Raw genomic sequence first — 22258 nt, forward strand, 5'->3', positions numbered from 1 at the left:
CGTCTCCACGGTGCCGTCGTCTCTCTACGAGCAGGGAGGTTACTGGTTCAGACGACTCGCCAGCCCGATGGAGCTCAATTTCGTCGCGGCGCTGTCGAAACGGCTGGTCATCACCACCGGGCAGCGCGCTCCCAGGAGCACCCCCGCTCCGGTATCGCGGGACAGAAAGAGCAGGACCTTGGCGATCATGTTGGCGGCTTCGATATGCGGAGCCACCAGGATATCCGCAGGCGGGCCCATCTCCCGGGGAGGAGCCACCGCCTGATCCAGGGAGAGCGGCCCGGTCAGCGCGCAGTCTGCGATCTGCCCGCGGCGGTTCATCTGGGCGAGGGCCGCTGCATCCAGGGTGGAGGAGGCCTCCGGGTCCACCTCGCCGGAGGCGGAGAGAATGGCTACATGCGGCTGGGCGACCCCAAGCTTCCGGAAGGCTTCGGCGGCATTCTCCACAATGTGTCGCTTGTTCTGCAGATCCGGATAGGTGGCCATCCCTGCATCGGAGACGGCCACCACCCGCCCCAGCCGTTTGATGGAAAACATGATCAGGTGCGAGAGGAATTGGCCGGTCCGGAGCCCCCAGTCGCGGTTCAGCACCGCCTTGAGCAGCGTCGCCGTCTTCACACGGCCCTTCATGAGAACATCGGCGTCTCCGGAGGAAACGGCCTGCACGGCCTTCGCGGCGGCGCTCTTTTCGTCAGGGGCATCAACAATGGGAAATGCCTCCGGCTCGGAACCTATTTCGGCGAGGGCCTCCCTGACGAGGCGGGCCTCCCCAAAAAGCAGAGGCGAAACCAGACCACCTGCAGCAGCCTCCCGAACGGCGCCGAGGACATCCTCTCCATAGGGGCCGACGACGGCCAAACGCTTGCGTTTGTGATCGCTTGCAGCGCACTGGAATGTATCGAAATGCTCGAATCCCACCGGAACACTCCTTTCGGCAGCACCTCTTGTTCAGGCCTGCATCCGCAGCCTCGGAACCACGGGGTGAAAGACCGATTCCGCCACAGCCAGCCACCGTTCGACAGCCAGGGCATTCAGGAGATTCTGCGCCGTCAGGCGGGAATCCTCGATGCTCCGGCAGGCGTCCACCTGTACTGCATCGGCGAAGACGGACTGCGGGAAGGACATCACCACATCATCGTCGGGAGGTGAACGCCTGGGAAGGAAGGAACAGAGGACAACCTCCTCTCCCCCGCCCTCGAACCGGGTGATCTCGGTTTTCCTGCTGTTGAGGTAGGTCGCCCCGGCACGGAAACGCTCCTTGCGGGTATAGCCTTTCTCTTTCAGCGTTTCCTGGGCCTCCGGCTCGAAGGAAACCGTAGAGGCGGCAAGCACGGGGAAGTGCCGGACATAGAGGCGGATACCACGAAAGAGGGCATCACCGGCATCCTGCACCGCATCCCGCGAAAGCTCCTCGCCATCGCCAAGCAGCGGCATCCAGAGCGCCTCAGCCAGGGCGTTCTCCCCGGAGCCCGAGAAATCGCTCATGCAGAAGAGGCCGGCCAGGGCGGTGAGCATGATCGGCCGGTACCAGCGGTCTGAGGCCGCCGCCGTAAGGGAGGCGACAATGCCCCGTTTGCGGAGCAGGGCGAGAGGGTCTTGCTCCCTGGTTGTGGCGATGGCTTCGCCCAGAGGGGGGCCCTGGTCCTCCATCTGGCGGGCGATGGCACGCCGCTCTTCTTCCATGAGACCGAAGCAGGGCACAAGCCAGGCCTCCTCCTGCTCGGGACGCTCCCGGACCTGGAGCCACAGCGAATCGCGCTTGTCCTCCCCCAGCACCCGAAGACGGTCGAGACTCGGAATAAGCCGCGGACAGAGGATACATTCGCCGAAGAGGCGGTACATCCCCCACAGCCGCCTCCGCAGGACGGTATGGGACATGGCCTGTTCGACCATCTTGGAAAGGCTCTCCACCACGGTCTCGGCCGAGTAGGCGTGTGTTTCGGAATGCCCTTTGATCTGGAGATCCTTCGCCCCTTCGACCCAAGAGAGACGGGTTGACTTCGTCCGTCCCGTGTCGAGGTTCTCGATAAGCAGATGTGGTCCCCTGCGCCCCGCTTTGAGCGCAAAGGCCAGGTGCTCATCCACATGAAACGTCGATAACAGCTGATTGGGAGAAAACACCGGCTCCCCCTCCCTTTGCAGAATACCGCGCCGATCTGATACCTCGAGTCCTGCTCTCATGAGTACTGTGTACCAATCGCCCTCCCCTTCTCCCGTGACGTAACGGAAATCGTTGCAAGGAACAGAGTCCCATAGCGTTTCTCCAACTATACCATATAGCTCAGTCTACAACGCCCATAAAAAGAGGGAAGGGGGGAAGGATCGACGATCCTTCCCCCCTTCCCCGGTTCCGCTGTCCCCCGCGGTCAACAGCCTTCAGACATAGGTCTCCTCAATAAAGCGCTGCACCTTCCCGGGGTCCGGACGCCCTTTGTAGAGGGCCTCGCGACGTTCTCCGTAGGGCGCGAGCTGGTATTCAAACACGGGACGTTCGCATCTGTAGAGGATCCCCAGGGCGAAACGCTCCTGCTCGAAGGCCTTCTCCAGCGCCGCCGTTCTGTCCCATGGATCGTAGGACTCCTCCAGATAGTAGGTATGATCCTTGAACCACTTGAAGGTGTTCACCTTGTTGAAGGAAACGCAGGGCTGGAAGATATCCACCAGGGCGTAGCCTTCGTGCTGCATGGCGGCCTTGATGGTCTCCTTGGTCTGCTCCACGTCGCCGGAAAAGGCCCGGGCGACAAAGGATGCGCCCAGGGAGACGGCCAGCGCAATGGGGTTCACCGGAGCGTTCACGACGCCCTCCGGTGTGGTGGGGGTCTGGAAGCCCAGCGGACTGGTCGGTGAAGCCTGGCCTTTGGTCAACCCGTAGACCATGTTGTTGTGCACCAGATTGGTGATGTTGGGGTTGCGGCGGATGGTGTGGAGAAAGTGATTGCCGCCCTCGCCGTACATGTCGCCGTCTCCGCCGATCGCCAGGACAGGCATGGTGGGATTGGCCATGCGGAATCCCGTGGCGTTGGAGATGGAGCGGCCGTGCAGCCCGTTGAAAAAGTGGGCCTTCATGAAGTGGGGCAGCTTGGCGGCCTGCCCTATTCCGGAGGCCAGGAGCACATCGGAGGGCTTCAAATCCTGTTCGGCCAGCGCCTTCTTCAGCGCCTCCATGATCTGGAAATCCCCGCAGCCGGGGCACCAGGCGACATCCACCACGTCCAGTTCGTATTCCTTGAGATCTCTCATCGATACCCCTCCTCACGCCAGGTGTTCCCGGAGTCCCGCCTGCACTTCCTCCACGGAAAACTGCAGGCCCTTCCAGGTCAACACCCTGTCTTCCACCAGGAATCCCGTCTCCTGACGCAACAGGTTGCACAGCTGTCCGGTGGCGTTGCCCTCCACCGCCACCACATGCTCCGCCTGCTGCAGATAGCCTTCCGTTTCCGCCGGCAGCGGATAGACCTGGGACAGGTGCAGCAGCGCCGTATCGGGAAGCTGCAGCTGTCGGAGCGCCTCCTCGACAATATGGAGCGTGGAACCCCAGCAGAGCACCAGCCGGGTGTAGTCCTTCGGCCCCACCAGCGTCGGCGGCACCGTTTCGCTGCGGATTCCCTCCATCTTTTTGAGGCGCTTGGCGTTCATCCGGGTACGCAGCTCGAAATCCTCCCACACGTGTCCCTCTTCGTCGTGTTCGTGGCTGTCCACCCCGACAATCCCCTCTCCGTAGCCGGGCACGCTTCTCGGAGAGACACCGTCTTCGGCCATCTCGTATCTCCTGTAGGAGGGACCGGCTTCCACGATGTGCCGTTCCACCTCCCAGGATCCGCACTCGGGGACATCCAGGTCGTAGTAGGAGTTGATGAAGTACTGATCCGTCAGGACAAAGACCGGCGTCTGATAGCGGTCGGCCATGTTGAGCGCCCTGTGGGTAAGACGCACCGCCTCCTCCAGGGAACCGGGGGCGTAGACCAGCCGGGGGAACTCGCCGTGGCCGCCGTAGACAGCCAGTTCGAGGTCACCCTGCTCGGTTCGCGTGGCCATGCCGGTGGCCGGCCCCGGTCGCTGGGCCAGATGGACCACTACGGGCAGTTCGGCCACCCCGGAGAGGCTGATCCCTTCGCACATCAGCGAGACACCGCCGCCGGAGGTGGTGACCACCGGCCTGGCGCCGGCGAAGGAGGCGCCGAGGGCCATGTTGATGGCTGCGATCTCGTCTTCCACCTGCTCCATAGCAACACCGAAGGTGTGGGCGTTCTGGGCCATGAAGGTCAACACCCCAGTGGCGGGCGACATGGGATAGCCGCAGCAGAAGTCGCACCCGCCGGAGACGGCGCCCAGCGAGACGGCGTGGGCACCGTCGAAGACCACCCGCTCTTCCACCGAGGGATCGGGCTGCAGGGCGAAGGCCAGTGTCCCTTCGGACGCAAGCTCCTTCCCGCGCTCGATCCCCATGCGGGCGGCCTGCATGTTCCTGTCCACCGTTTCCCGGCTCTTGTGGCCGAAACGCTTCCGGAAGTAGCGTTCCATGATCTCCTCCGGCGCCTCGAAGAGCCCCGCCATGACACCGGCGGCGATGACATTGGCGAAGACCCTCCCCCCGGCCTCCCTGGCCAGTGATGCCAGAGGGATATGGAGAAAGGTCCCCGGCAGTTCGGCAAACTCCTCACCCAGCGCCTCCCGGTCGCCGACAATCACCGTCTCGTCGTCCAGCCGAGCCCGGATGTTGTCCCGGATGCCGCCGCTCATGGGGATCAACACATCGATCCGGTCCACCAGTGCACGGACCGGCTGGGAAGAAACCCGGATCTCCGTGGAGTTGTTCCCGCCCCGCACCCGGGACATGTATTCACGGTTGGCGAAGACGTGATAACCGGCCCCCTTCACCAGCTTCACCAGCAGCTGCTCGACGGTCTGCACCCCCTGTCCGGCTGCGCCGCAGAGCACAATAGAGATGTCGCGCCTCTCTCCCACGGGAAATCGTGCCATGTGCTTCCCTCCTTGCATGTCATAGGTCATACTCGCCTTAGCCGTATGCACACACCGCTTAACTGTAATCTATTTGAAGTTTAGCAGCTGCAGCAATGGTGTCAATCGGCGCCACGCTGACCAGGTGTCCATGATACCAGGAATACCGCCCTGGCCGGAGAGATCTGTGGCCCGAACAGGCAGTCCCGGATCATCCCTCGCCCCGGAGGTATGACAGCGGGGGCTGTTTTTGCTACCATGCCGTATGTTTATCTCTGACAAGCGCTTCCATTTCGAAGGGGTGGGAAATTATGGATGAACTGATACGCGCTATCCCGATATTCGGCACCATCGTCAACGCCCTGGCCATCGTGGCCGGAGGCACCCTGGGGTTGCTGCTCCACAAGCGCTTTCCCAAGGCCTGGACGGAGATCACCTTTCAGGGCATCGGTCTCTTTACCATCGTACTGGGAATACGGATGGCCATCAGTTCCCAGAGTGTCCTGATCCTGGTGTTCAGCATTGTCGTGGGCGGGGTCTTCGGCGCTGCCGCCAAGCTCGAAGACCGTTTGAACACCGCCGTAGGGAGGATCCAGCGGCGCTTCGCCGCCTCCAGCGACCGTTTTGTCGAAGGGGTGATGACGCCTTTTTTGCTCTTCTGTACCGGTTCCATGACCATCCTCGGGGCCATCGAGGAGGGTCTGGGGGGCTTTCCCAACCTGCTGCTCGCCAAGTCGCTGCTGGACGGCATGTCTTCCATCGCCTTCGCCGCCTCCCTCGGTGCGGGGGTGCTCCTCTCCGCGGTGCCGCTGCTTCTCTTCCAGGGGGGGATCACGCTCTTCGCAGCCTTCCTCGAACCGATACTGACAGAGGCCGTGATCACCGAGGTAACCGCCGTCGGCGGGCTGATGCTTCTGGGATTGGGGTTGAACATCATGGAGTTGAAAACGATCCGGGTCCTGGATATGCTCCCCTCTCTGGTGGCGGCCGGCGTGCTGGCCTCCCTGTTTCTGTAGATCCGGGGGATGACAGACCTCTTGGCCGCACCTGCGGGGCGTGCTATACTTTCCCCGAACGTAGCTATTCACTGATGAAACAAGAGCAGGGAGGTGTGGTGAACAGTGCGCACGTTTCGTTGCCTTGAATGCAAGCACGAGTTCTCCGTTGAGGAGCTGCCCCCGATTCTCAAGTGCCCCAAGTGCCTGAGCCACTATGTGGAGCTCGTCTCCGGGGAACCGCTGAAGGGGAAACCCTATGGGGGCAAGAGCTACAGCGTCAAGTAAGACCGCTGGATTCCGTATTGCGCCAATCGGGAAAGCACGGTATAATGCCACCTGTTGCGGGCGACTAGCTCAGCGGAAGAGCGCTTCCCTCACACGGAAGAGGTCACAGGTTCGAGCCCTGTGTCGCCCACCAGGAAGAGACAAACCCCTGTGCCGCAAGGCATGGGGGTTTTTGTTCGCCTTGCGGAAATACCCCTCAAAATTGGCGACCGTTTCCCGTCCCGTTTTCTCCATTGTCAGAAAATTGACCCTTCTCCTCCTCGGGGCTTATTTGTCAACCCCTCCATGTCTCCCGCCGAACGTCTCTCCGAAACAATAACCCGTCAATTTTAATAGTCATTCTCCATCCTGACTTCCCTCACTTTCTCCTTTCAAATCCACTGTTTGCCCAGCTCCGGAGAGAACCCTCCCGCCTTTCCCCGCGGGGCACACGCCATTTCCGCCTGAGCCGCTCTGCGGACCACCGGAGCCAGGAGCCATGGAACCTTGTGCTACGACTCTTCCTCTTCTCCCTCCGGGGGGGTGCTGGGGAGCGGCAGGAGCGCCCTGAGGACCAGGGCGTCCTCGCCATCCTGCTTGTAATAGCCAACCCGCTTCCCCGCAGGCGCAAACCCGAACTGTTTGTAGAGCCTCAGTGCAGCGGAGTTGGAGGGGCGGACCTCCAGCGCAGCGTACCGGCAGCCGGCCAGCTCGCCGATTCCGCTCTGGGCGACAAGCAGCTGCCCACCGATCATACGCCCTCTGTAGGAGGGATCAACGGCCATCCTCAGAATATGAAGCGCCGCCCGCTCGATCCGGCAGGCGGCGTATCCTACAAGCTGCTCCTTCCACCAGGCACCGATGTACATAGCCCCACTTCCCCGGCTCTCCAGATCTCCACGGATAAGCCCTTTGTGCCAGGGATCGGGGAAGCAGAGGCTCTCAAGCTGATAGATACGTTCGGTATGCCTGGGGGTACAGAACCCCAATTCAACCCGGAGCACCGAGAGACCGGGCCCTACAGCCCTCTCCGAATCGTCTGGTCCCTCTCCGGCCCGACACCGATGAGGACCACCGGAACGCCTGCCTGTTCCTCGATATACCGCAGGTAGTCCCGGGCCCCCTGCGGAAGCTCTTCGAAGGCGGTGCATCCGGAGATGTCGTCATCCCAGCCAGGAAACCCGCTGTATGCAGGTGTGGTCCCGGCGAGGGCGACACTGTGGTTGGGGTAGACCGTTCCGCTTTGCTCTGCTCCCGAAGCAGGCGTATAGCCTTCAACGACCTTCACTGTTTCGAGACCCGTCAGCACATCAAGCTTGGTCAGGGCGATGGCGTCGATGCCGTTGACGCGGATCGCGTACTTGAGCGCCACCATATCCAGCCAGCCGCAGCGCCGGGGTCTCCCGGTGGTGGCACCGTATTCGCCACCCTGTTCCCGCAGGTACTGGCCGGATTCTCCTTTTTCCTCCGAGGGAAAGGGGCCGCTCCCCACCCTGGTGCAGTAGGCCTTGACCACGCCGATCACCCTGCCGACAGCGGAGGGCCCGAGTCCCGTACCGGTGAGCGCCCCCTGCGCCACGGGATTGGAGCTGGTCACATAGGGATAGGTTCCGTGGTCCACGTCGAGAAGCGTCCCCTGCGCGCCTTCCAGCAGTACGCCCTGCTTTCGGGAAAGGGCATCGCTGATGACGACGGAACAGTCGCCTACGTAGGGGGCCAGGCTCTTTCCCCAGCTGCGGGCTTTGTTGTAGATCTCGTCAAAGGACAGGGGGTCTTCCCCGAAGACCCTGGAGAGCATCAGATTTTTGATCTCAAGGTTTGTGGAAAGCTTTTCCCGCAGGGTGTCCGGAGAGAGGAGATCCTCAACCCGAATGCCCATCCGGTTCACCTTATCCACATAACAGGGACCGATGCCCCGACGGGTTGTTCCGATGCTGTGCTCGCGCCCGCGGAAACGTTCCTCGGCGCCGTCGAGGATCTTATGGTAGGGAAAGACCACGTGGGCCGCGCCGCTGACAACGAGCCGGGCCCGGTCTTTGCCCTGTTCCTGCAGTCCACCGAGCTCCTCCAGCAGCTTGTCGGGGTCCACCACCACCCCGTTGCCAATCACGCAGGTCTTGCCGCTGTAGAGCATCCCGGAGGGCAGCAGGTGGAAGATGTATTTCTCCTTCCCCACGATCACTGTATGTCCCGCATTGGCGCCGCCCTGAAACCGTGCGATGACGTCGACATCCCCCGCGACGGTGTCGACCACGCGGCCCTTCCCCTCATCGCCCCACTGTGCGCCAACAATCACCTCTGCACGTCCATCCACGAGTAACTCCTCCTCCGTCTATTGCTGCGAACATCGAGAAAACAGCTGGGGAATGGTCACGAATTCCACACTGTCGTACCTGTCGGTATCCACACTGGCCAGAAAATCGTAGGTCGCGGGACGGTTGTGGCAGATCACCACCACCCATCCCCGCCGCTCGGCCATGGAAACGGCCTTGTCGAGCTGGCGTTGCATAAAGGACCGCTCGGTATAGTGGTCGAGAAAAACGCTGTTGTAGGCCGCATCGAGGCCCTGGCGGCAGGCCACCTCGTAGGCGATGGAGCTCCCGCTGGTCCGGCTGTCCACAAAGGGGAGGTGCCGCGCTCCCAATTCGCACATCAGCGGCTCCATGAGCGCCCATGTGGATGTCGCCAGGGAACCGCGGTGATTGTTCAGCGCCACCGCTTCGGGCAGTTCGACAAAGGCTTTCCGGACGGCGGAACGGATATCCGCGGAGGCCATTCCCTCTACAATCCAGGAGCGTTTGTAGGTGCCGGCGTCCTTGTCGGTATCGCTGATCGCCTGCATCGGCAGATGGATCATGTAGGGGAGCTGTTTCTCCTCGGCCAGACGCCTGGTGGCCTCCGTCCCGCTGGTCCCCGGGATGATCGCCCAGGTAAGGGAGATCTCCAGCCCGGCGAATCTCCGGGCCAGCGGCAGATTGTACCCGAAATCGTCGACCACGATCGCCACCAGCGGCGTGCCTCCGCTACAGCGCAGGCCTGTCCCGCCGTTCTCCCGTGCATTCCCTTCCCGGGCGCTCCCGAGTTCCGACTCGATACGGAGATACTGTTTCTCCAGCAGCGTCGCATCCCCGGACCCAGGTGCTGCCCCTGTCGAGGCCCATCCCCCTAGTATATCTTCAGAGAGTGCGGTCTCCACCTCTCCGGCTGTCTGGGCGGTGCTCGTCTCCACAGGAATCCCTGAGAAGGAATGCAAGGTGAAGACAAGATAGGCCACCCCGGCCAGCAGCAGAACCAGGAAGAACGGCAGACGCTCTCGGATGTGATGCCAAAGGCTTCCGGAAGAGACCATCACGCGTTATCTGCTGTCTCCGGCACCTACTGGTGCTTCCCGTTCCGCCGGGTCCGTCATGTCGTCCGAAACCGGTATCGCCCCGTCGTCGACGATCAGCTCCATCTCCTCTATGGCTTCCTGGAGCTGCCGGTCCTCGCTGTGCACCCGCACGAAGTCGCCGCTGACGGTGATGTCCGGAGACAGACCGATCTCGTCGATGATCCGCCCTGAGGGGGTGTGGTACTTGGCGATGGTGACATAGAGACCGGAGCCTTCCGGCAGGGGGAAGAGGGTCTGCACCGATCCCTTGCCGAAACTCTTTTGGCCCATCACCAGGGCACGTCCGTTGTCCTTCAGCGCACCTGCGACGATCTCCGAGGCGCTGGCGCTTCCTTCGTTGATGAGCACAATCATGGGAAGATCGGTCACGCGGTCCGCTGTGGCATGGATCTCATCGTTGGCCTTCTTGACACGGCCCTTCATCCCCACGACCAGTCCTCCCTGGAGGAATGTATCCGCCACATCGACAGCGGAATCCAGCAGGCCGCCGGGGTTGTTCCGCACGTCCAGGATGAGTCCGCGGGCGTCGTCGCTTTCCACCTCGTGGAGCGCCGAACGGAGCTCGCCTGCGGTCTTCTGGTTGAAATGCACCAGTCGGATATAGGCGATGGCGTCCCGCAGCATCTCGAAGCGGACCGTCTTGATCTGGATCTGCTCTCGAACGATGTCGAAGCGGAGGAGACCCGTCTCCTCGCGATCATCCCGCCGCACCCAGATGGTCACCTCCGTACCGGGCTTGCCGCGGAGCGTGGAGACCACCTTCTGCTGGTCCCAGCCGGTGATCACCTCGTCGCCCACCTTGACGATCACATCCTGCGGTTTCAGCCCGGCGCGGTCGGCCGGGGTATCCTCAATGGGACTGATGATCACCGTTCTGCCGTCCCGTTCGGTGATGTAGATCCCGAGACCCCCATACTCGCCTTCCATCTCGATTTCCTCTTCCTTGAGCTGTTCCGGCGACACATACCGGGTATAGGGGTCCCCCAGCGAGGAGACCATACCCTTCAGGGCACCGTGCACCAGGACATCCTCGGAGATCGTTCCATCCTCATCGACGTGGTAGGTTTCCAGGATGGCCCGGGTCTGCTTGATCAGCCAGAGCGACTTGGCATCAAAGGGAACCACCTGCTCCAATGAAAAATCATCGGCCCTCAGCCCTCCGGTGAGGCCCACCAGGAGTGCGCCGATGACAATGCCTAGAATGACACCTCGTGTTTTCTTCCACATAACGACAACAGCTCACCTTCGCGAATCTTTGTATAGATATCCCATCGTTCGTTCCACTTGATCGCCCTTTCGGGCTGAACCGCTCATCTCCCCAGGTACCGCATGGGGTCGGTGGCGTCACCGTCCTTGCGCACCTCGAAATGCAGGTGAGGCCCTGTGGAGACACCGGTGCTTCCCACTTGCCCCAACACCGTCCCCTGGCTCACCCGCTGCCCTTCCCGGACACGGATCGAGGAGAGATGGGCGTACACGGTGGAGAGCTTGCCCCCATGCTCAAGGATGACGATCTGACCGTATCCGCGGAGCCAGCCGGCGTAGAGCACCTCGCCCGTTGCGGCGGCCCGGACGGGATCACCCTGGTCTGCGTCGATGTCGACACCGGTATGCCGCATCCGCGTACCGAATACGGGGTGCTGACGCATCCCGAAGGGGCTGGTCACCTCACCGCGGACGGGCCACGCCAGCGGACCGGAGGGTTTTTTCAGGACCGGGCGCGGGCGTTCGCCCCGCTCCATGGCCTTCTTTGCCTCCTCACGTCGCTTGCGTTCCAGGGCCTGCCGCTTCCGCACAAGGAGCTGGTGGATCTGCCGCTCCACCTGTTCTTCCAGCCGCCGCAGCTCCTGGACAGTGCTCTTGTGTTCCTCCCGTCTCGAACGCAGCTGTTCCAGAAAGGTGTTCCGCTTGTTCCGGATCGCCACAAACTCCTCTTTCTTCTTTTCCTCCGCGGCCCGCTGTCGTGCAAGGAGCTTCTGCTGCTTCACCAGCTCCGAGCGGGCGGCATCGAGCCTGTGCTTGTGCTCGATGCTCTCGTTGAAGAGCTCTTCGTCCTGCCGCACCATTCTGTTGAGATAGTAGGTGGTCTTCAATGCATCCTGCGCGTTCTGGGAGGCCAGGAGGAGGCTCAACTCGCCCATGTCGTCACCGTGTTTGTAGAGGGCGATGATCCGTTCGCCGAGCAACGTCCGGATTGAGGCGATCCGCTCCTCGGTATCGGCGATCTCCTTCTGCAGCTCCGCCAGACGTTTGCGGGTTTTCTCCTGTTTGAGCTCCAGCAGGGAGAGCCGCTGTTCGGCCAGAGCGATCTCGTCGGTCAGACGTTTGAGCTCCTGCAGCACATTCTGCTCTTTCTGCGTGCTCTCCTGAAGCCTGGCCTTGTGGTATTCCACCTTGCGTTCGATGTCGGAGAGCCGCTTTTCGTTGCGTGTGATCATGTCCCGCAGATCCTGGACCGAGGGGTCCGCCCAGGCGGTCCCCGCAGCAATGGTCAGGAATGCGAGCGCCACGCAGAAGAGAAGCATCAGGGGAACGGGAAGAACTGGTTCTCGGTTTGGGAAGGGTTTCATGCCAACACCTCCTTCGAGAGGAACCACACAACCGTGGTGTCGCTGCGGTCCCGACAATGGACAGCACCACGCACCCGCGCGGACCGCCGCCAGGTTATATCGGTTTCAGGGCCTTGCGGATGAACTTCTCCACCGCCAGCCAGCTGCTCACCCATCCCACTGTCGTGCCGCCTCCGAGCAACACGATACCGAGACGGAAAAGCAATACGGGATCACCTATGAGCTGCACAAAGGGAAGGGTCTGCTGGATGCCCCGCACCACCGTATGGTAGGCGCTCCCGAGCATCACCGTGGCGCCCAGGGCCCCCAGGGTGCCGAGGAGCATCCCCTGCAGCACGTAGGGGAGAGCCACAAAGGTGGTGGTCGCCCCGACGAGCAGCATGACACTGATCTCCTCGCGCCGGGAGTAGATGGCGATCCGTATGGTATTGAACAACACCAGTGCACTGGCTGCAATAGCGATGATGAGTATACTCGCCGACAATCGCGTTGCAAATTCCGACAGCCGGGACAGCTTGTCGGCCAGGGAACCGGAATACACCACATCCACCACCTCGGGGACAGCCAGAAGCCGCCTGGCGATCCCCTCCACCATGGCCGCTCGTTCCACCTTCACTTCCACACTCGGCGGCAGGGGATTCTCCTCGAGGATCGTCAGCGCTTCGGCGTTTTCGTCCAGGCGTTTTTGCAGTTCCATCATGGCTTGTTCGGGCACCACGGTGCGGACCGACACCACGCCGGAAAAACCGGATACCTGTCTGGCCACCCTGGAGAGTTGATCGTCCATCCCCTTGTCGAGGAAGGCGGTGATCTGCAGCTCCTGCTCCACCTGACTGACCAGGTAGCGGGTATTCAGCATGAAGAGTGCGCTGCTTCCCACTAAAAAGAAGACAGCCACCGCGGTGATAAACGTAAGAATGCTCAGTCCCCAGTGTCGCCAGAGCAATCGAAAGGTGTCTCTGAGGATATATCTAAAGGTCCCCATCAGCCTCATACCTTCCCCGCTTCTCGTCCCGGATCACACGCCCCTTGCTGAGCTCCACGACCCTCTGTCTGTATGAATTCACGATATTGTGATTGTGTGTCGCCATGATAACAGTGGTGCCGGAGGCGTTGATGGACAGCAGCAGCTGCATGATATCCTCGGCGGTGTGTTCGTCGAGATTGCCGGTAGGCTCGTCAGCCAGGAGAATGGCCGGCGAGTTGACCACCGCCCTGGCGATCGCGACCCGCTGCTGCTCTCCCCCGGAGAGCTGTGGCGGTCTCAGAAACCGGCGCCGCCAGACACCGACGCGGTCCAGCACCTCACCGGCTCGCTCCTTGACCTCCGCCGGGGGCACGCCGATGACATCCAGCGCAAAGGAGACATTCTCGATCACAGTGAGATAGGGCAGCAGTTTGTAGTCCTGGAAGACCACGCCCAGATCCCGGCGGTAGAGAGCCAGATCGAGGGCGCCCATCTTCCGGAGGTTGAAGTTGCCCACCGAGAGCACCCCAGTGCTGCTCACGGCCTCCCTGGTGATGAGCCGCAGGAGGGTGGTCTTCCCGGAACCGGTGGAGCCGATGAGGTAGACAAACTCACCGCTGGAAACGGTAAGATAGACATCCTCAAGTGCGCAGATATCGGGATCGAAGAACTTGCTCACTCCAGCAAAACGGATGTCCATCACGTACGCCTCCGCATGGCCCACACCTGCCCGACCGCTCCGACGATCTCCTGCGCCGTCAGCGCGTAATACTCCCGCAGCTCCTCCACGGCCCCGCTCTGGCCGAAGGTGTCCCCTATCGCCACGGATCGGACCGGCACCGGATACTCGCTGCAGACAAGCTCGGAGACGGCGCTGCCCAGGCCGCCGACGACACTGTGCTCCTCGGCGACGACACAGCAGCCGGTCCGCCGTACGGAGCCGATGATATCCTGCCGGGGCAGGGGCTTTACGGAGTAACAGTCCAGCACATCGGCTTCTATCCCCTGCCGGGAGAGCGTTTCGGCCGCCTCCAGAGCCACGGAGACCATAATACCACAGGCGCAGAGGGTGACATTGTCGCCCGTCCGGAGCGATCTGGCACCGCCGGGGCCGACGGCAAGGGAAGCGTTCCCGGCCCCCACGGCATCGGGGAGATCACGGAAGGCACTGAGCCGCACATAGGAACAGCAGGGTTCGGCCACCAGCCGCTCCAGCAATCCGGAGAGCTCGCTTCTGTCGGAAGGGACCAGCACGGAGACCCCCGGCAGGGCCCGGACAAGGGCGATGTCCTCCACCACCTGGATCGTCCCGCCGACGGCCCCGTTGGAAAAACCGGGTGTGACGCCAAGCACGATCATGGGATGGGCGGGCAAGGCGATGGAACCGCGGATCTGGTCGTAGGCCCGGGTCAGAAAGAAGGGCGTCGAGGGACCGACCACCGTCAGCTTGCCTTCGCCGGCCAGACCGGCGGCGACCAGCGCCAGATTCTGTTCGGAGTACCCTACATTGATGTACCGTTCCGGGAAACGGTCGGCAAAGAGCGCAAAGGACTCTTCGTAGATATGTCCCCCGTCAACCACATAGATGTCGGGCTCTTCCTCTGCAAGATGGGTCAGCATCTCGTCGCATTCGTCGATCACCGATATCGCCTGGTCCCGTCTGCTCACGCTCCGTCACCGCCCTCTCTCTGCCTGCGGGATTCGATCTCCCGAAGCGCCCAGTCCACATCAGGCCTGCCGTTCAGTGTCAGCATCCGCCCGGCATCCCGGTCACCGAGGCCGCAACCGAGCCTGACGTCTGCAAACAAAACCAGGGGCATCCCGCCTCCGGCGGACGCGCCCTCTTTTTCCGTATAGACACGCTCCATGTCGGAGAAGTCGTGGCCGTCCATATCCGCCGTGGGACAGCCAAGAATCCGGCAGTGCTCCTTCAGGATGGAGCCGGCGGAATCCCGGGCGTTTTCGGCTCCTTCCACCTGTGGGAGGGTCACCAGAAGCACAAGATTGCCGAGGCGCCGCTGGAAAGAGAAGCGGAGGCTTTCCCAGAACACCCCCTCCTGGGTCTCCCGGATATCGAGAAGACAGGCCACGGAAGGCGAAGGGTCCACATCAGCCAGAGACAACGCGATGCCCGCGGCGATTCCCGGCCCCTGGCCGTGGAAGCCCGGGGTCGCATCGATGCCCGGCGTCCGCCGCATGGTGGGCACACCCTGGAGCATGGCTCCCAGTCGCGCATAGCTCCAGAGCTCCGACCTCGGGAAGAAGCCCCGCCCCGCCAGGACAGCGTACAGCGAAGGACAGGCAAGCACATCGCTCAACACAAAACGGTCCCGCCCCCCCTCAAGCGGCGTCTCGGGGGCAACCCGCAGCCTCTCCCAGTAGAGAAACACCAGGATGTCCACCAGGGCCAGCGATCTGGAGAGATCCCCCGTCCCCGCGAGGGAGATCATCCTTACAACATCCTTACGGACCTCCGCCGCAATGTTGCTCAACTCTCTGCTGCGTTCAGCCTCCATCAGCCATCCCCTCCCGCACACTCGTCCAGGCCTGCCCAAGCACCCTCTCTACCTGACGTGCAGCCTGTTGCGGATCAACGGAGGCGCTCTGCGGATTTGGAAGCGCCCCACGCCCTTCCCAGAGCGGTATTCCACAGCTCCCGGCCAGGGCACGCACCTTGGGGTCATAGGGAAGGACTGTCACCGGACGGGCGCACAGCACCGAAAAGAGCACAAAGTGCAATCGCATCCCCGCCGCTCTGTCACCCATCGCCCATATCCCGGCAATCTCCTCCGGCCCGCGCACCGACTCGATCGTCTCGACGGAAAGCCGCCCTTCATCGGCGAAACGTTCCATCAACGCCGCATCCTCCGGCGACAGCGCCACGGCGACAAGAGACAGTCCACACTCTTTCGCGTACCGCTCCACCACATCGGCGCACAGGGCCTCGTACCGCCCGTCCCAGGGGCGCAGATTGACCAGCAGGTTTCCCCTGTCCGCCTCGCCCCGGTCCATCGCCCCCAGCAGAAACGCAGGATCGGGAGCCAGCTCCCCGCTCATTCCCATGGACGCAAGCAGCTCCAGAGAGGGGCGATCCCGGACACACCGGGGACTGCAGGAAACGAGGGTTCCCCTGGCAAGCCACCGCCCCAGCCGGCTCCGCAAGGGGCCGATGGACTGCCCGAAAACCCACGGACGGCACCCTGCCCTCCGGGCCAGACGAACGACCCCCCAATAGTAGAGGCAGGAGCGGACGCTGGTGGCATCCTGCAGGAGTCCGCCGCCGCCCAGCAGAAGCGTCCGGCTCGAACGGAGCGCCTTCCACACCTCCCGGGGACGCCACCTGTTGACGGCCGCGACACCGAACCGTTGGGAGATCGCCCCGGGGTCGGCGCTCAGAACACACTGTCTGCGGCGGGGAATCCCCAGCCGTTCCAGCCCGCCGGTGAGCGTCGCCGCCAGCACCTCGTCGCCGAGGTTGCCGAAACCGTAGTAGCCGCAGAGGGCGACATCAAAGGAACGACGCTTGCGGGGCATGAGCACCGGTCAATTCAGAATCGGCCGTTGCCAGCGCCGCCACAGCGGCAGTGCGATCCACCACAGCACAGCCGCCAGGAGCAGCCCCAGCAGGACACCGGAGACCACACCGTTGCCCACCCGCCAGAGGGTAAAGTACAGCGGCGTGTGGAAGTGGCAGAAGCTGTTCACCGCCGAGGCAAAGGCGAAGACAGACACCACGCGGAAGACCTCCCGGTAGCGCGGCCAGAGATCCTTGCGTCGGAAGAGGTACCAGAGCACCAGCGCAGGGTAGCCCAGGAAGAGCTCCTTGTTCCTCGGCCGGGCCACCAGCAGCTGCTCCAGTTTCTCGCGAACCGTCACTTCCCATCCCGGAACGAGCGAGACGTTCCCGCTCCGGAGCACCAGGAAGGCCACGCCTCCCAGCAGGGCACCCAGCAGCACGAATTCGCCCCACACAGGCGGCCGGGACAGCACATGCCCCAGCGATTCCGGGTGGATGCGCCGTTTCAGATCCGAAAAGAGCACCAGCAGAGGAGGCAACAGCAGCGTCAGTTTGACCCCCGAGAAGGTGCGCAGTCGCAGCATATACTCCGGCACCCCGAAGAAGGCCGCCACCGTACAGCCTCCCACCAGGAGGACCACCATCGCCATGGACAAGGCCAGGGTCGGTCGGCGCCACCCGTCGAGGGCGAAGAGCGCAGCCTCGGCGGCCACCAGGGCTGTGGCCAGTGCACCGACGAGCTTCGCCGCCTGACTGTTGTTGTAGACCGCCAGCCCCAGTCCGGCGGCGATAACCAGCAACACCACAAACCCGCCGATCTGGAGCGGCTCCCGTTCGGTCATGGCATTGCGCCAGAGATACTCCATGGAGCAGAAAATCAGCACCACAGCCAGGGCGACGGCTGCAAGCAGTGAAGTGGAACGATCCTGCAGGGTCTCCGGCCAGGCGGAAACGTAGCCACCTGCCTCCAGCTCCCCCGTGACGGCGGCGATATCCTCGGCGAATCGATCCAGACGCTCCCCCGAAGCGATGGCGTAGGGACGCATCAGCAACAGACGCACCGAACGTTCCCGGGCGGCGCGGATCATCCGCTCCACCAGATCCCGGCGTCCCAGCCTGCGGCTCAGCACCTCCTCTTCGGTGACGCTGTGCAGGGGAAGCACCCGGGGATAGCCGCTCCATACCAGGGAATTCGCTCCCCACTGGCGGGAAAACTCCACGCCGGCCACGGCGACCCCGATCTCCCCGGCCATGCGACCCAGAGCGGCGGCATGGGGGTAACCGGCCGCAACGGCACCGGCCGGAGCGAGACAGCGGATCCCCTCGTAGCGATTGCAGAGATCACGTATCTGTCGCACCACGGCGTCGGTGGGGACACCGGCGGTCTGCATCGGACGATAGATCACCGGGACATCCAAATCCGCGCACTGCCGGAGCCCGGCGATATCGGGGAGCACCCCCGCTTCCAGAAGCATCCTGTAGGAAAAGGGGAGGATGAAGGCCTGCCCCCCCTCAAAGGGCAATTCCCGGAGCGCCGGGAACTTCATCTCCAGATACCGTCGCACCTGAGGCAGGAGTGCCTCTGTTTCCTCCGGAACGGTCACCACGGCCCGATCGCTCATGCCGGGCTGTTCGTGGTCGGGCAAGGCGGGTGCTACCCTGCTGTAGGGATCAAAGCGGATCGGCAGTGCCCCCCGCTGGAGCTCCCGGCCCGTGAGCTCGTAGACATTGAGCCCCTCCAGGCCTGCATCCTCCAGCTTGCGGTAGGTCTCCGGAAGAGAGAGCCCTTCCTCGGAACCCATCTCCCGGAGATCCTTCAGATCCGCCACCACCGCCACCTGCATATGGTCGCCCTCTTCCTGCCAACGCTGCAGCAGCGCAGGCAGCGACAGGAGCAGGGCAAGCCCAAGGGCCAGGAAAAACAACACTCGTCTGTTCATGCTTCACTCCTCCCGGCGGCCAACTGCCATGCCAGGCTATATCCCGCCTGCTCCAGCAGACGGCTGGCCACAGCCAACGGCAGACCCACCACATTGTAAAAACACCCTGACAGCGACTCCACGAGAAGGCCCCCGAGAGCCTGTATCCCATAGGCGCCGGCCTTGTCGAAGGGTTCGCCGCTCGCTACGTAGGCAGCAAGCGCCGCTTCCGGGAGATGGCGGAAACGGACCAGGGTCTCGCCATAGTCCGACCGCATCCTTCCGTCGGCTCCGATCACCGCAACACCGGTAACGACGCGGTGTTCCGCTCCGTTCAATCGCCGCAGCATCGCCAGCGCCTCGCTCCTCTCCACGGGCTTCCCCAGGAGCTCTTCTCTCCAGATCACCATCGTATCGGCGGCCAGGACGGGGCGGAGGGTGTTCCCGGCGGCGACCTGCTCAGCCTTCACACGCGCCAGACGGACCGCCGCGTCGACGGGAGCCTCTGTCGGAGCGGTGCTCTCGTCGATCCCCGCAGGCTGCACCGCCACGGTCCATCCGAGCCGCTCCAGAAGCTCCGCCCGCCTCGGGCTGGCCGAGGCCAGCAACAGCGGCCGCCCGCCGCCGGGACTCATCGACTCAGCCATATGCCGACCACCGCCCCGATCAGGGTTCCCAGGTTGACCCGGAAGGAGATGGAGAGACCGCACCGCATAAAGACGAGGTCCAGTTCCCGGAGGTCGAACCCCACTGCGGGCAGGGGCGAGAAGTAGGGGAAGAGCAGCCCCAGGCGATGGAGCAGCAATCCGGCGAGGGTTCCCAGAACAATGCAGACCACAATGACCAACCAACGTTTCGTTCGCACAGGCAGCGTCCTTTCATCGCATGACGGACATCGCCAGAGCCAGGCCGCCTATGGCAAAACAGTACCACGCAAAGCCGCCCCATCGCCCGCCGATGACAACCTTGCGGAGCACCATCAGGGAAAACAGTCCCGACACCAGGGCAATCACGGCACCCGCTATCCAGCCGGAAGGCAGGCTCGCCACAAAACCGCTCACCCCGGCGGTGTCGGTCAGTTCGAGCAACAAACCGCCCGCAATGGCGGGCAGAGAGAGCAAAAAGGAAAACCGGAAGGCGTCGTCCCGCCGGACACCCAGAAAGAGGGCCGTGACGATGGTGATCCCCGAACGGGAGATGCCGGGTATGACGGCGAATCCCTGGACCAGTCCGACCACAAGGCCAACTACCAGACCGATCCGCCCGGCTCCGGAGGACGGGGACAACCGGCTCCCTGCAAGCAGCACCGCCCCTGTACCGAGCAAGGCGGCTCCGATGGCCGCGAGACTGCCGATCCACACCTCGACAAAGGGTTTCAGAGCGATGCCCACGACTCCCGTCACCACCGTGCCGGCAAGGATCGCCCATCCCATCCGCCAGCCTTCGGAGTCCCTTGCCCCGGAACCTCCGAAACCGGAGCCCCACTGCACCGCCAGAGCGATCAGGTCCCTACGGAAATAGAGGATTGTCGCGGTCATCGTCGCGACATGCAGGAGGATATCGAAGGAGAGAGGGGGCTCCGACCAGCGCAACAACACCTGGGCCAGCCCCAGATGACCGGAACTGCTGACAGGCAGGAACTCCGTAAGCCCCTGCACCAGACCAAGCAATGAGGATTCTATCACCGGCGATCCACTCCATAACGTCTGTGCTGGATTTGTGCTTGCGTACGAACAGTGTCGATGCTACTCCTTCACCACGGAAATCATAGGCATCACGAGCGGATTGGAACGCGCGTTCTTGCGCAACAGGGAGCGCAGTCTTCCCCGCACCTCCTCGGCGAGCAGCTCGGGGGAGCGATCCTTTCGTTCGGCCACCCGGCCGACCTCCCGGGTCACGGACTCCTCGAGCATCTCGTAGAGCTCCCTGGCATCCCCCTTGTGGACATATCCGCGGCTTTCGAACCGCGGTGTGCTCTTGAGTCGCAACTGTCTGTCCACAGCAATGGAAACCACAATGACCCCGTCTTCGGAGAGATCCCGCCGCTCTTTGAGGAGACTGTCTTCCATCTCGCCCAACGCCTTCCCGTCCACCAGGATAGCGCCTGCGGGCACCGTCTGCTTGACACCGGCGCGTTTTCCGGTGATCCGCAACACATCGCCGGCCCGCATGACAAAGGCGTGTTTCGCAGACACCCCCACCTCTTCGGCCAGCTGTGCGTGCCGCACCTGATGACGGTACTCGCCGTGGATCGGCACGAAGAAATCGGGACGAACCATGCTGAGCATCATTTTCAGCTCCTCCCGGGCGGCGTGGCCGGAGACATGGATCTCCTTGTTCTCCTCGTAGATCACCTCGCAGCCACAGGCGAAGAGCCTGTTGATCGTCCGGCTGACCAGCTTTTCGTTGCCCGGGATGGGGGTAGCGTTCACCACAACCAGATCCTTGGATCCGACGTTGAGATGGCGGTGCTCCCCCTTGCTCATCAACACCAGCCCCGAGAAGGGTTCTCCCTGGCTGCCGGTGGTCAGGACCGCCGTTCTGTTGGGAGGGTGGTTGTTGGCCTCGTGCATAGGGAGAAACATGCTGTCGTCCACGTTGAGATAGCCCAGCTCCCGGGCGAGCTCCACGTTTCTGATCATGCTGCGCCCCATCAGGGCCACCTTTCTGTTGAACTGGGCCGCGGTGTCGAAGACCTGCTGGACCCGATGCAGATTGCTGGCGAAGGAGGCCATGATGATCCGCCTGGACCGGTGCAGCCGGAAAATCCGCTCCAGTGTCCGTCCCACCACACGCTCCGAAGGGGTGAATCCGCTCCGTTCCACATTGGTGGAATCGGAGAGCATCAGCATGACACCCTCGTTGCCCAGCTCCGCGAAGGTGCTGTAGTCGGTGATGCGGCCGTCGATGGGCGTGGGATCAAGCTTGAAATCCCCCGTATGGACCACCTTGCCGAGAGGCGTATCGATCGCCAGCCCCACACCGTCGGGAATAGAGTGGCACACCGAGATGAACCGGATACCGAAGACGCCGAGCTGGATGGTATCGTTGGCGCTGATCTCGTGCATTTCTGCTTTGTATCGGGGAATGGCCTCCTCGAACTTGCTGCGCACCAGTCCCAGGGTGAGCTTGGTACCGTAGATGGGACAGTCGATCTTGGGAAGCACAAAGGGCAATGCACCGATATGGTCTTCGTGGCCATGGGTCAGCACAAGCCCCCTGATCCGATGTTTGTTTTTCTCCAGGTAGGTGATATCGGGGATCACGTAGTCGATCCCCAGCATGTCCTCGTCGGGGAACATCAATCCCGAATCAATGATCATGATGTCCTCCCCGTATTCGAGGAGGTACATATTCTTCCCGATCTCCCCGACTCCTCCCAGCGGAATGAAGCGCAGCTCCTCCTGCTGCTTGCTCCGCGACGAACGACGGCTCTTCTTGCTCTTCGATCCAGTCTGTGTATTCTGTTCGCTCTGCTTCTTCATGGAACCTCCAGTATCTATGTGTGATTCGTTTTTCGCATCCGAGACAGCGTATCATCCCGCCAACGACACAACGACTCAAGGGGCAGCCCCGAAGGCGCCCCTTGACAGAACAGATTCATAGTACTGTCCGGGAAACCGCGGGTCAAGGAAGGCGGGCACTCTCCTTTACAAAATTCGGGGAGAGATGC

The 22258-nt window shown here is 62.6% G+C and carries 21 protein-coding genes and 1 tRNA gene; 3 read left to right on the forward strand and 19 right to left on the reverse strand.

Translation table 11 applies throughout. From position 1 onward, the window contains the following. Window positions 1–39: 39 nt before the first annotated feature. From K9L28_02740 to K9L28_02755, 4 genes are all read right to left on the reverse strand, one after another. Window positions 40–918, reverse strand: coding sequence for a phosphate butyryltransferase (locus K9L28_02740; GenBank protein MCF7935248.1), 879 nt, complete (start codon window positions 916–918; stop codon window positions 40–42). A gap of 30 nt (window positions 919–948) precedes the next feature. After that, window positions 949–2085, reverse strand: a complete 1137-nt coding sequence (locus K9L28_02745; protein ID MCF7935249.1) for a hypothetical protein — start codon at window positions 2083–2085, stop codon at window positions 949–951. A gap of 291 nt (window positions 2086–2376) precedes the next feature. Further along, a complete protein-coding gene (locus K9L28_02750; protein MCF7935250.1) occupies window positions 2377–3240 on the reverse strand; it encodes a 2-oxoacid ferredoxin oxidoreductase in 864 nt (287 codons plus the stop codon). A 12-nt stretch (window positions 3241–3252) separates the two neighbouring features. Further along, on the reverse strand, window positions 3253–4980 hold the full coding sequence (locus K9L28_02755; protein ID MCF7935251.1) for a 2-oxoacid:acceptor oxidoreductase subunit alpha: 1728 nt from the start codon (window positions 4978–4980) through the stop codon (window positions 3253–3255). Between the two features lie 290 nt (window positions 4981–5270). Here K9L28_02755 and K9L28_02760 point away from each other — a divergent pair, with 290 nt between their 5' ends. From K9L28_02760 to K9L28_02770, 3 genes are all read left to right on the forward strand, one after another. Then, entirely contained in the window at window positions 5271–5975 is a 705-nt protein-coding gene (locus K9L28_02760; protein ID MCF7935252.1) for a DUF554 domain-containing protein, read from the forward strand. A 105-nt stretch (window positions 5976–6080) separates the two neighbouring features. Further along, entirely contained in the window at window positions 6081–6242 is a 162-nt protein-coding gene (locus tag K9L28_02765) for a hydrogenase maturation nickel metallochaperone HypA (GenBank protein MCF7935253.1), read from the forward strand. A 58-nt stretch (window positions 6243–6300) separates the two neighbouring features. Beyond that, window positions 6301–6375 (forward strand) — tRNA-Val (locus K9L28_02770). A gap of 358 nt (window positions 6376–6733) precedes the next feature. Here the strand turns inward: K9L28_02770 and rimI are convergent. From rimI to K9L28_02845, 15 genes are all read right to left on the reverse strand, one after another. After that, window positions 6734–7225 carry a ribosomal protein S18-alanine N-acetyltransferase gene (gene rimI / locus K9L28_02775; GenBank protein ID MCF7935254.1) on the reverse strand — a complete coding sequence of 164 codons (492 nt, stop codon included), beginning with the start codon at window positions 7223–7225 and terminating at the stop codon, window positions 6734–6736. 14 nt (window positions 7226–7239) lie between these two features. Then, window positions 7240–8535 carry an adenylosuccinate synthase gene (locus tag K9L28_02780; GenBank protein MCF7935255.1) on the reverse strand — a complete coding sequence of 432 codons (1296 nt, stop codon included), beginning with the start codon at window positions 8533–8535 and terminating at the stop codon, window positions 7240–7242. A gap of 18 nt (window positions 8536–8553) precedes the next feature. Beyond that, window positions 8554–9570, reverse strand: a complete 1017-nt coding sequence (locus tag K9L28_02785; protein MCF7935256.1) for a divergent polysaccharide deacetylase family protein — start codon at window positions 9568–9570, stop codon at window positions 8554–8556. A gap of 6 nt (window positions 9571–9576) precedes the next feature. Then, window positions 9577–10839 carry a S41 family peptidase gene (locus K9L28_02790; GenBank protein ID MCF7935257.1) on the reverse strand — a complete coding sequence of 421 codons (1263 nt, stop codon included), beginning with the start codon at window positions 10837–10839 and terminating at the stop codon, window positions 9577–9579. A gap of 83 nt (window positions 10840–10922) precedes the next feature. Continuing rightward, entirely contained in the window at window positions 10923–12182 is a 1260-nt protein-coding gene (locus K9L28_02795) for a peptidoglycan DD-metalloendopeptidase family protein (protein MCF7935258.1), read from the reverse strand. Window positions 12183–12276: 94 nt separating this feature from the next. Then, window positions 12277–13167 (reverse strand): ABC transporter permease, encoded by an 891-nt coding sequence (locus K9L28_02800; protein MCF7935259.1) that lies wholly within the window; start codon window positions 13165–13167, stop codon window positions 12277–12279. Then, a complete protein-coding gene (locus K9L28_02805; GenBank protein ID MCF7935260.1) occupies window positions 13154–13849 on the reverse strand; it encodes an ATP-binding cassette domain-containing protein in 696 nt (231 codons plus the stop codon). Before K9L28_02805 ends, K9L28_02800 begins: the two co-directional genes overlap by 14 nt. Continuing rightward, window positions 13849–14817, reverse strand: a complete 969-nt coding sequence (locus K9L28_02810) for a transketolase (protein MCF7935261.1) — start codon at window positions 14815–14817, stop codon at window positions 13849–13851. Before K9L28_02810 ends, K9L28_02805 begins: the two co-directional genes overlap by 1 nt. Then, complete coding sequence (locus K9L28_02815; protein MCF7935262.1) at window positions 14814–15665, reverse strand: transketolase; 852 nt, start codon at window positions 15663–15665, stop codon at window positions 14814–14816. Before K9L28_02815 ends, K9L28_02810 begins: the two co-directional genes overlap by 4 nt. Continuing rightward, window positions 15655–16683 carry a polysaccharide pyruvyl transferase CsaB gene (gene csaB, locus K9L28_02820; GenBank protein ID MCF7935263.1) on the reverse strand — a complete coding sequence of 343 codons (1029 nt, stop codon included), beginning with the start codon at window positions 16681–16683 and terminating at the stop codon, window positions 15655–15657. The genes K9L28_02815 and csaB overlap by 11 nt, the downstream gene beginning before the upstream one ends. A gap of 9 nt (window positions 16684–16692) precedes the next feature. Continuing rightward, window positions 16693–18606, reverse strand: a complete 1914-nt coding sequence (locus K9L28_02825; GenBank protein ID MCF7935264.1) for a DUF5693 family protein — start codon at window positions 18604–18606, stop codon at window positions 16693–16695. Then, a complete protein-coding gene (locus tag K9L28_02830) occupies window positions 18603–19220 on the reverse strand; it encodes a Maf family protein (GenBank protein ID MCF7935265.1) in 618 nt (205 codons plus the stop codon). The genes K9L28_02825 and K9L28_02830 overlap by 4 nt, the downstream gene beginning before the upstream one ends. Then, window positions 19217–19450: a DUF4321 domain-containing protein gene (locus tag K9L28_02835; protein MCF7935266.1), complete on the reverse strand. Its 234-nt coding sequence runs from the start codon at window positions 19448–19450 to the stop codon at window positions 19217–19219. Before K9L28_02835 ends, K9L28_02830 begins: the two co-directional genes overlap by 4 nt. Window positions 19451–19463: 13 nt before the next feature. Next, entirely contained in the window at window positions 19464–20270 is an 807-nt protein-coding gene (locus K9L28_02840) for an undecaprenyl-diphosphate phosphatase (GenBank protein MCF7935267.1), read from the reverse strand. 60 nt (window positions 20271–20330) lie between these two features. Continuing rightward, a complete protein-coding gene (locus tag K9L28_02845) occupies window positions 20331–22070 on the reverse strand; it encodes a ribonuclease J (GenBank protein ID MCF7935268.1) in 1740 nt (579 codons plus the stop codon). Window positions 22071–22258: the final 188 nt, after the last annotated feature.

This window comes from Synergistales bacterium, assembly GCA_021736445.1.
GTDB lineage: Bacteria > Synergistota > Synergistia > Synergistales > Aminiphilaceae > JAIPGA01.

Excerpts from the sequence above, each read along its gene's own strand:
- K9L28_02750 (MCF7935250.1), bottom strand. The coding sequence starts at position 3,240 with ATGAGAGATCTCAAGGAATACGAACTGGACGTGGTGGATGTCGCCTGG.
- K9L28_02755 (MCF7935251.1), bottom strand. The coding sequence starts at position 4,980 with ATGGCACGATTTCCCGTGGGAGAGAGGCGCGACATCTCTATTGTGCTC.
- K9L28_02760 (MCF7935252.1), top strand. The coding sequence starts at position 5,271 with ATGGATGAACTGATACGCGCTATCCCGATATTCGGCACCATCGTCAAC.
- K9L28_02785 (MCF7935256.1), bottom strand. The coding sequence starts at position 9,570 with ATGGTCTCTTCCGGAAGCCTTTGGCATCACATCCGAGAGCGTCTGCCG.
- K9L28_02790 (MCF7935257.1), bottom strand. The coding sequence starts at position 10,839 with ATGTGGAAGAAAACACGAGGTGTCATTCTAGGCATTGTCATCGGCGCA.
- K9L28_02795 (MCF7935258.1), bottom strand. The coding sequence starts at position 12,182 with ATGAAACCCTTCCCAAACCGAGAACCAGTTCTTCCCGTTCCCCTGATG.
- K9L28_02800 (MCF7935259.1), bottom strand. The coding sequence starts at position 13,167 with ATGGGGACCTTTAGATATATCCTCAGAGACACCTTTCGATTGCTCTGG.
- K9L28_02805 (MCF7935260.1), bottom strand. The coding sequence starts at position 13,849 with ATGGACATCCGTTTTGCTGGAGTGAGCAAGTTCTTCGATCCCGATATC.
- K9L28_02815 (MCF7935262.1), bottom strand. The coding sequence starts at position 15,665 with ATGGAGGCTGAACGCAGCAGAGAGTTGAGCAACATTGCGGCGGAGGTC.
- csaB (MCF7935263.1), bottom strand. The coding sequence starts at position 16,683 with ATGCCCCGCAAGCGTCGTTCCTTTGATGTCGCCCTCTGCGGCTACTAC.
- K9L28_02825 (MCF7935264.1), bottom strand. The coding sequence starts at position 18,606 with ATGAACAGACGAGTGTTGTTTTTCCTGGCCCTTGGGCTTGCCCTGCTC.
- K9L28_02830 (MCF7935265.1), bottom strand. The coding sequence starts at position 19,220 with ATGAGTCCCGGCGGCGGGCGGCCGCTGTTGCTGGCCTCGGCCAGCCCG.
- K9L28_02845 (MCF7935268.1), bottom strand. The coding sequence starts at position 22,070 with ATGAAGAAGCAGAGCGAACAGAATACACAGACTGGATCGAAGAGCAAG.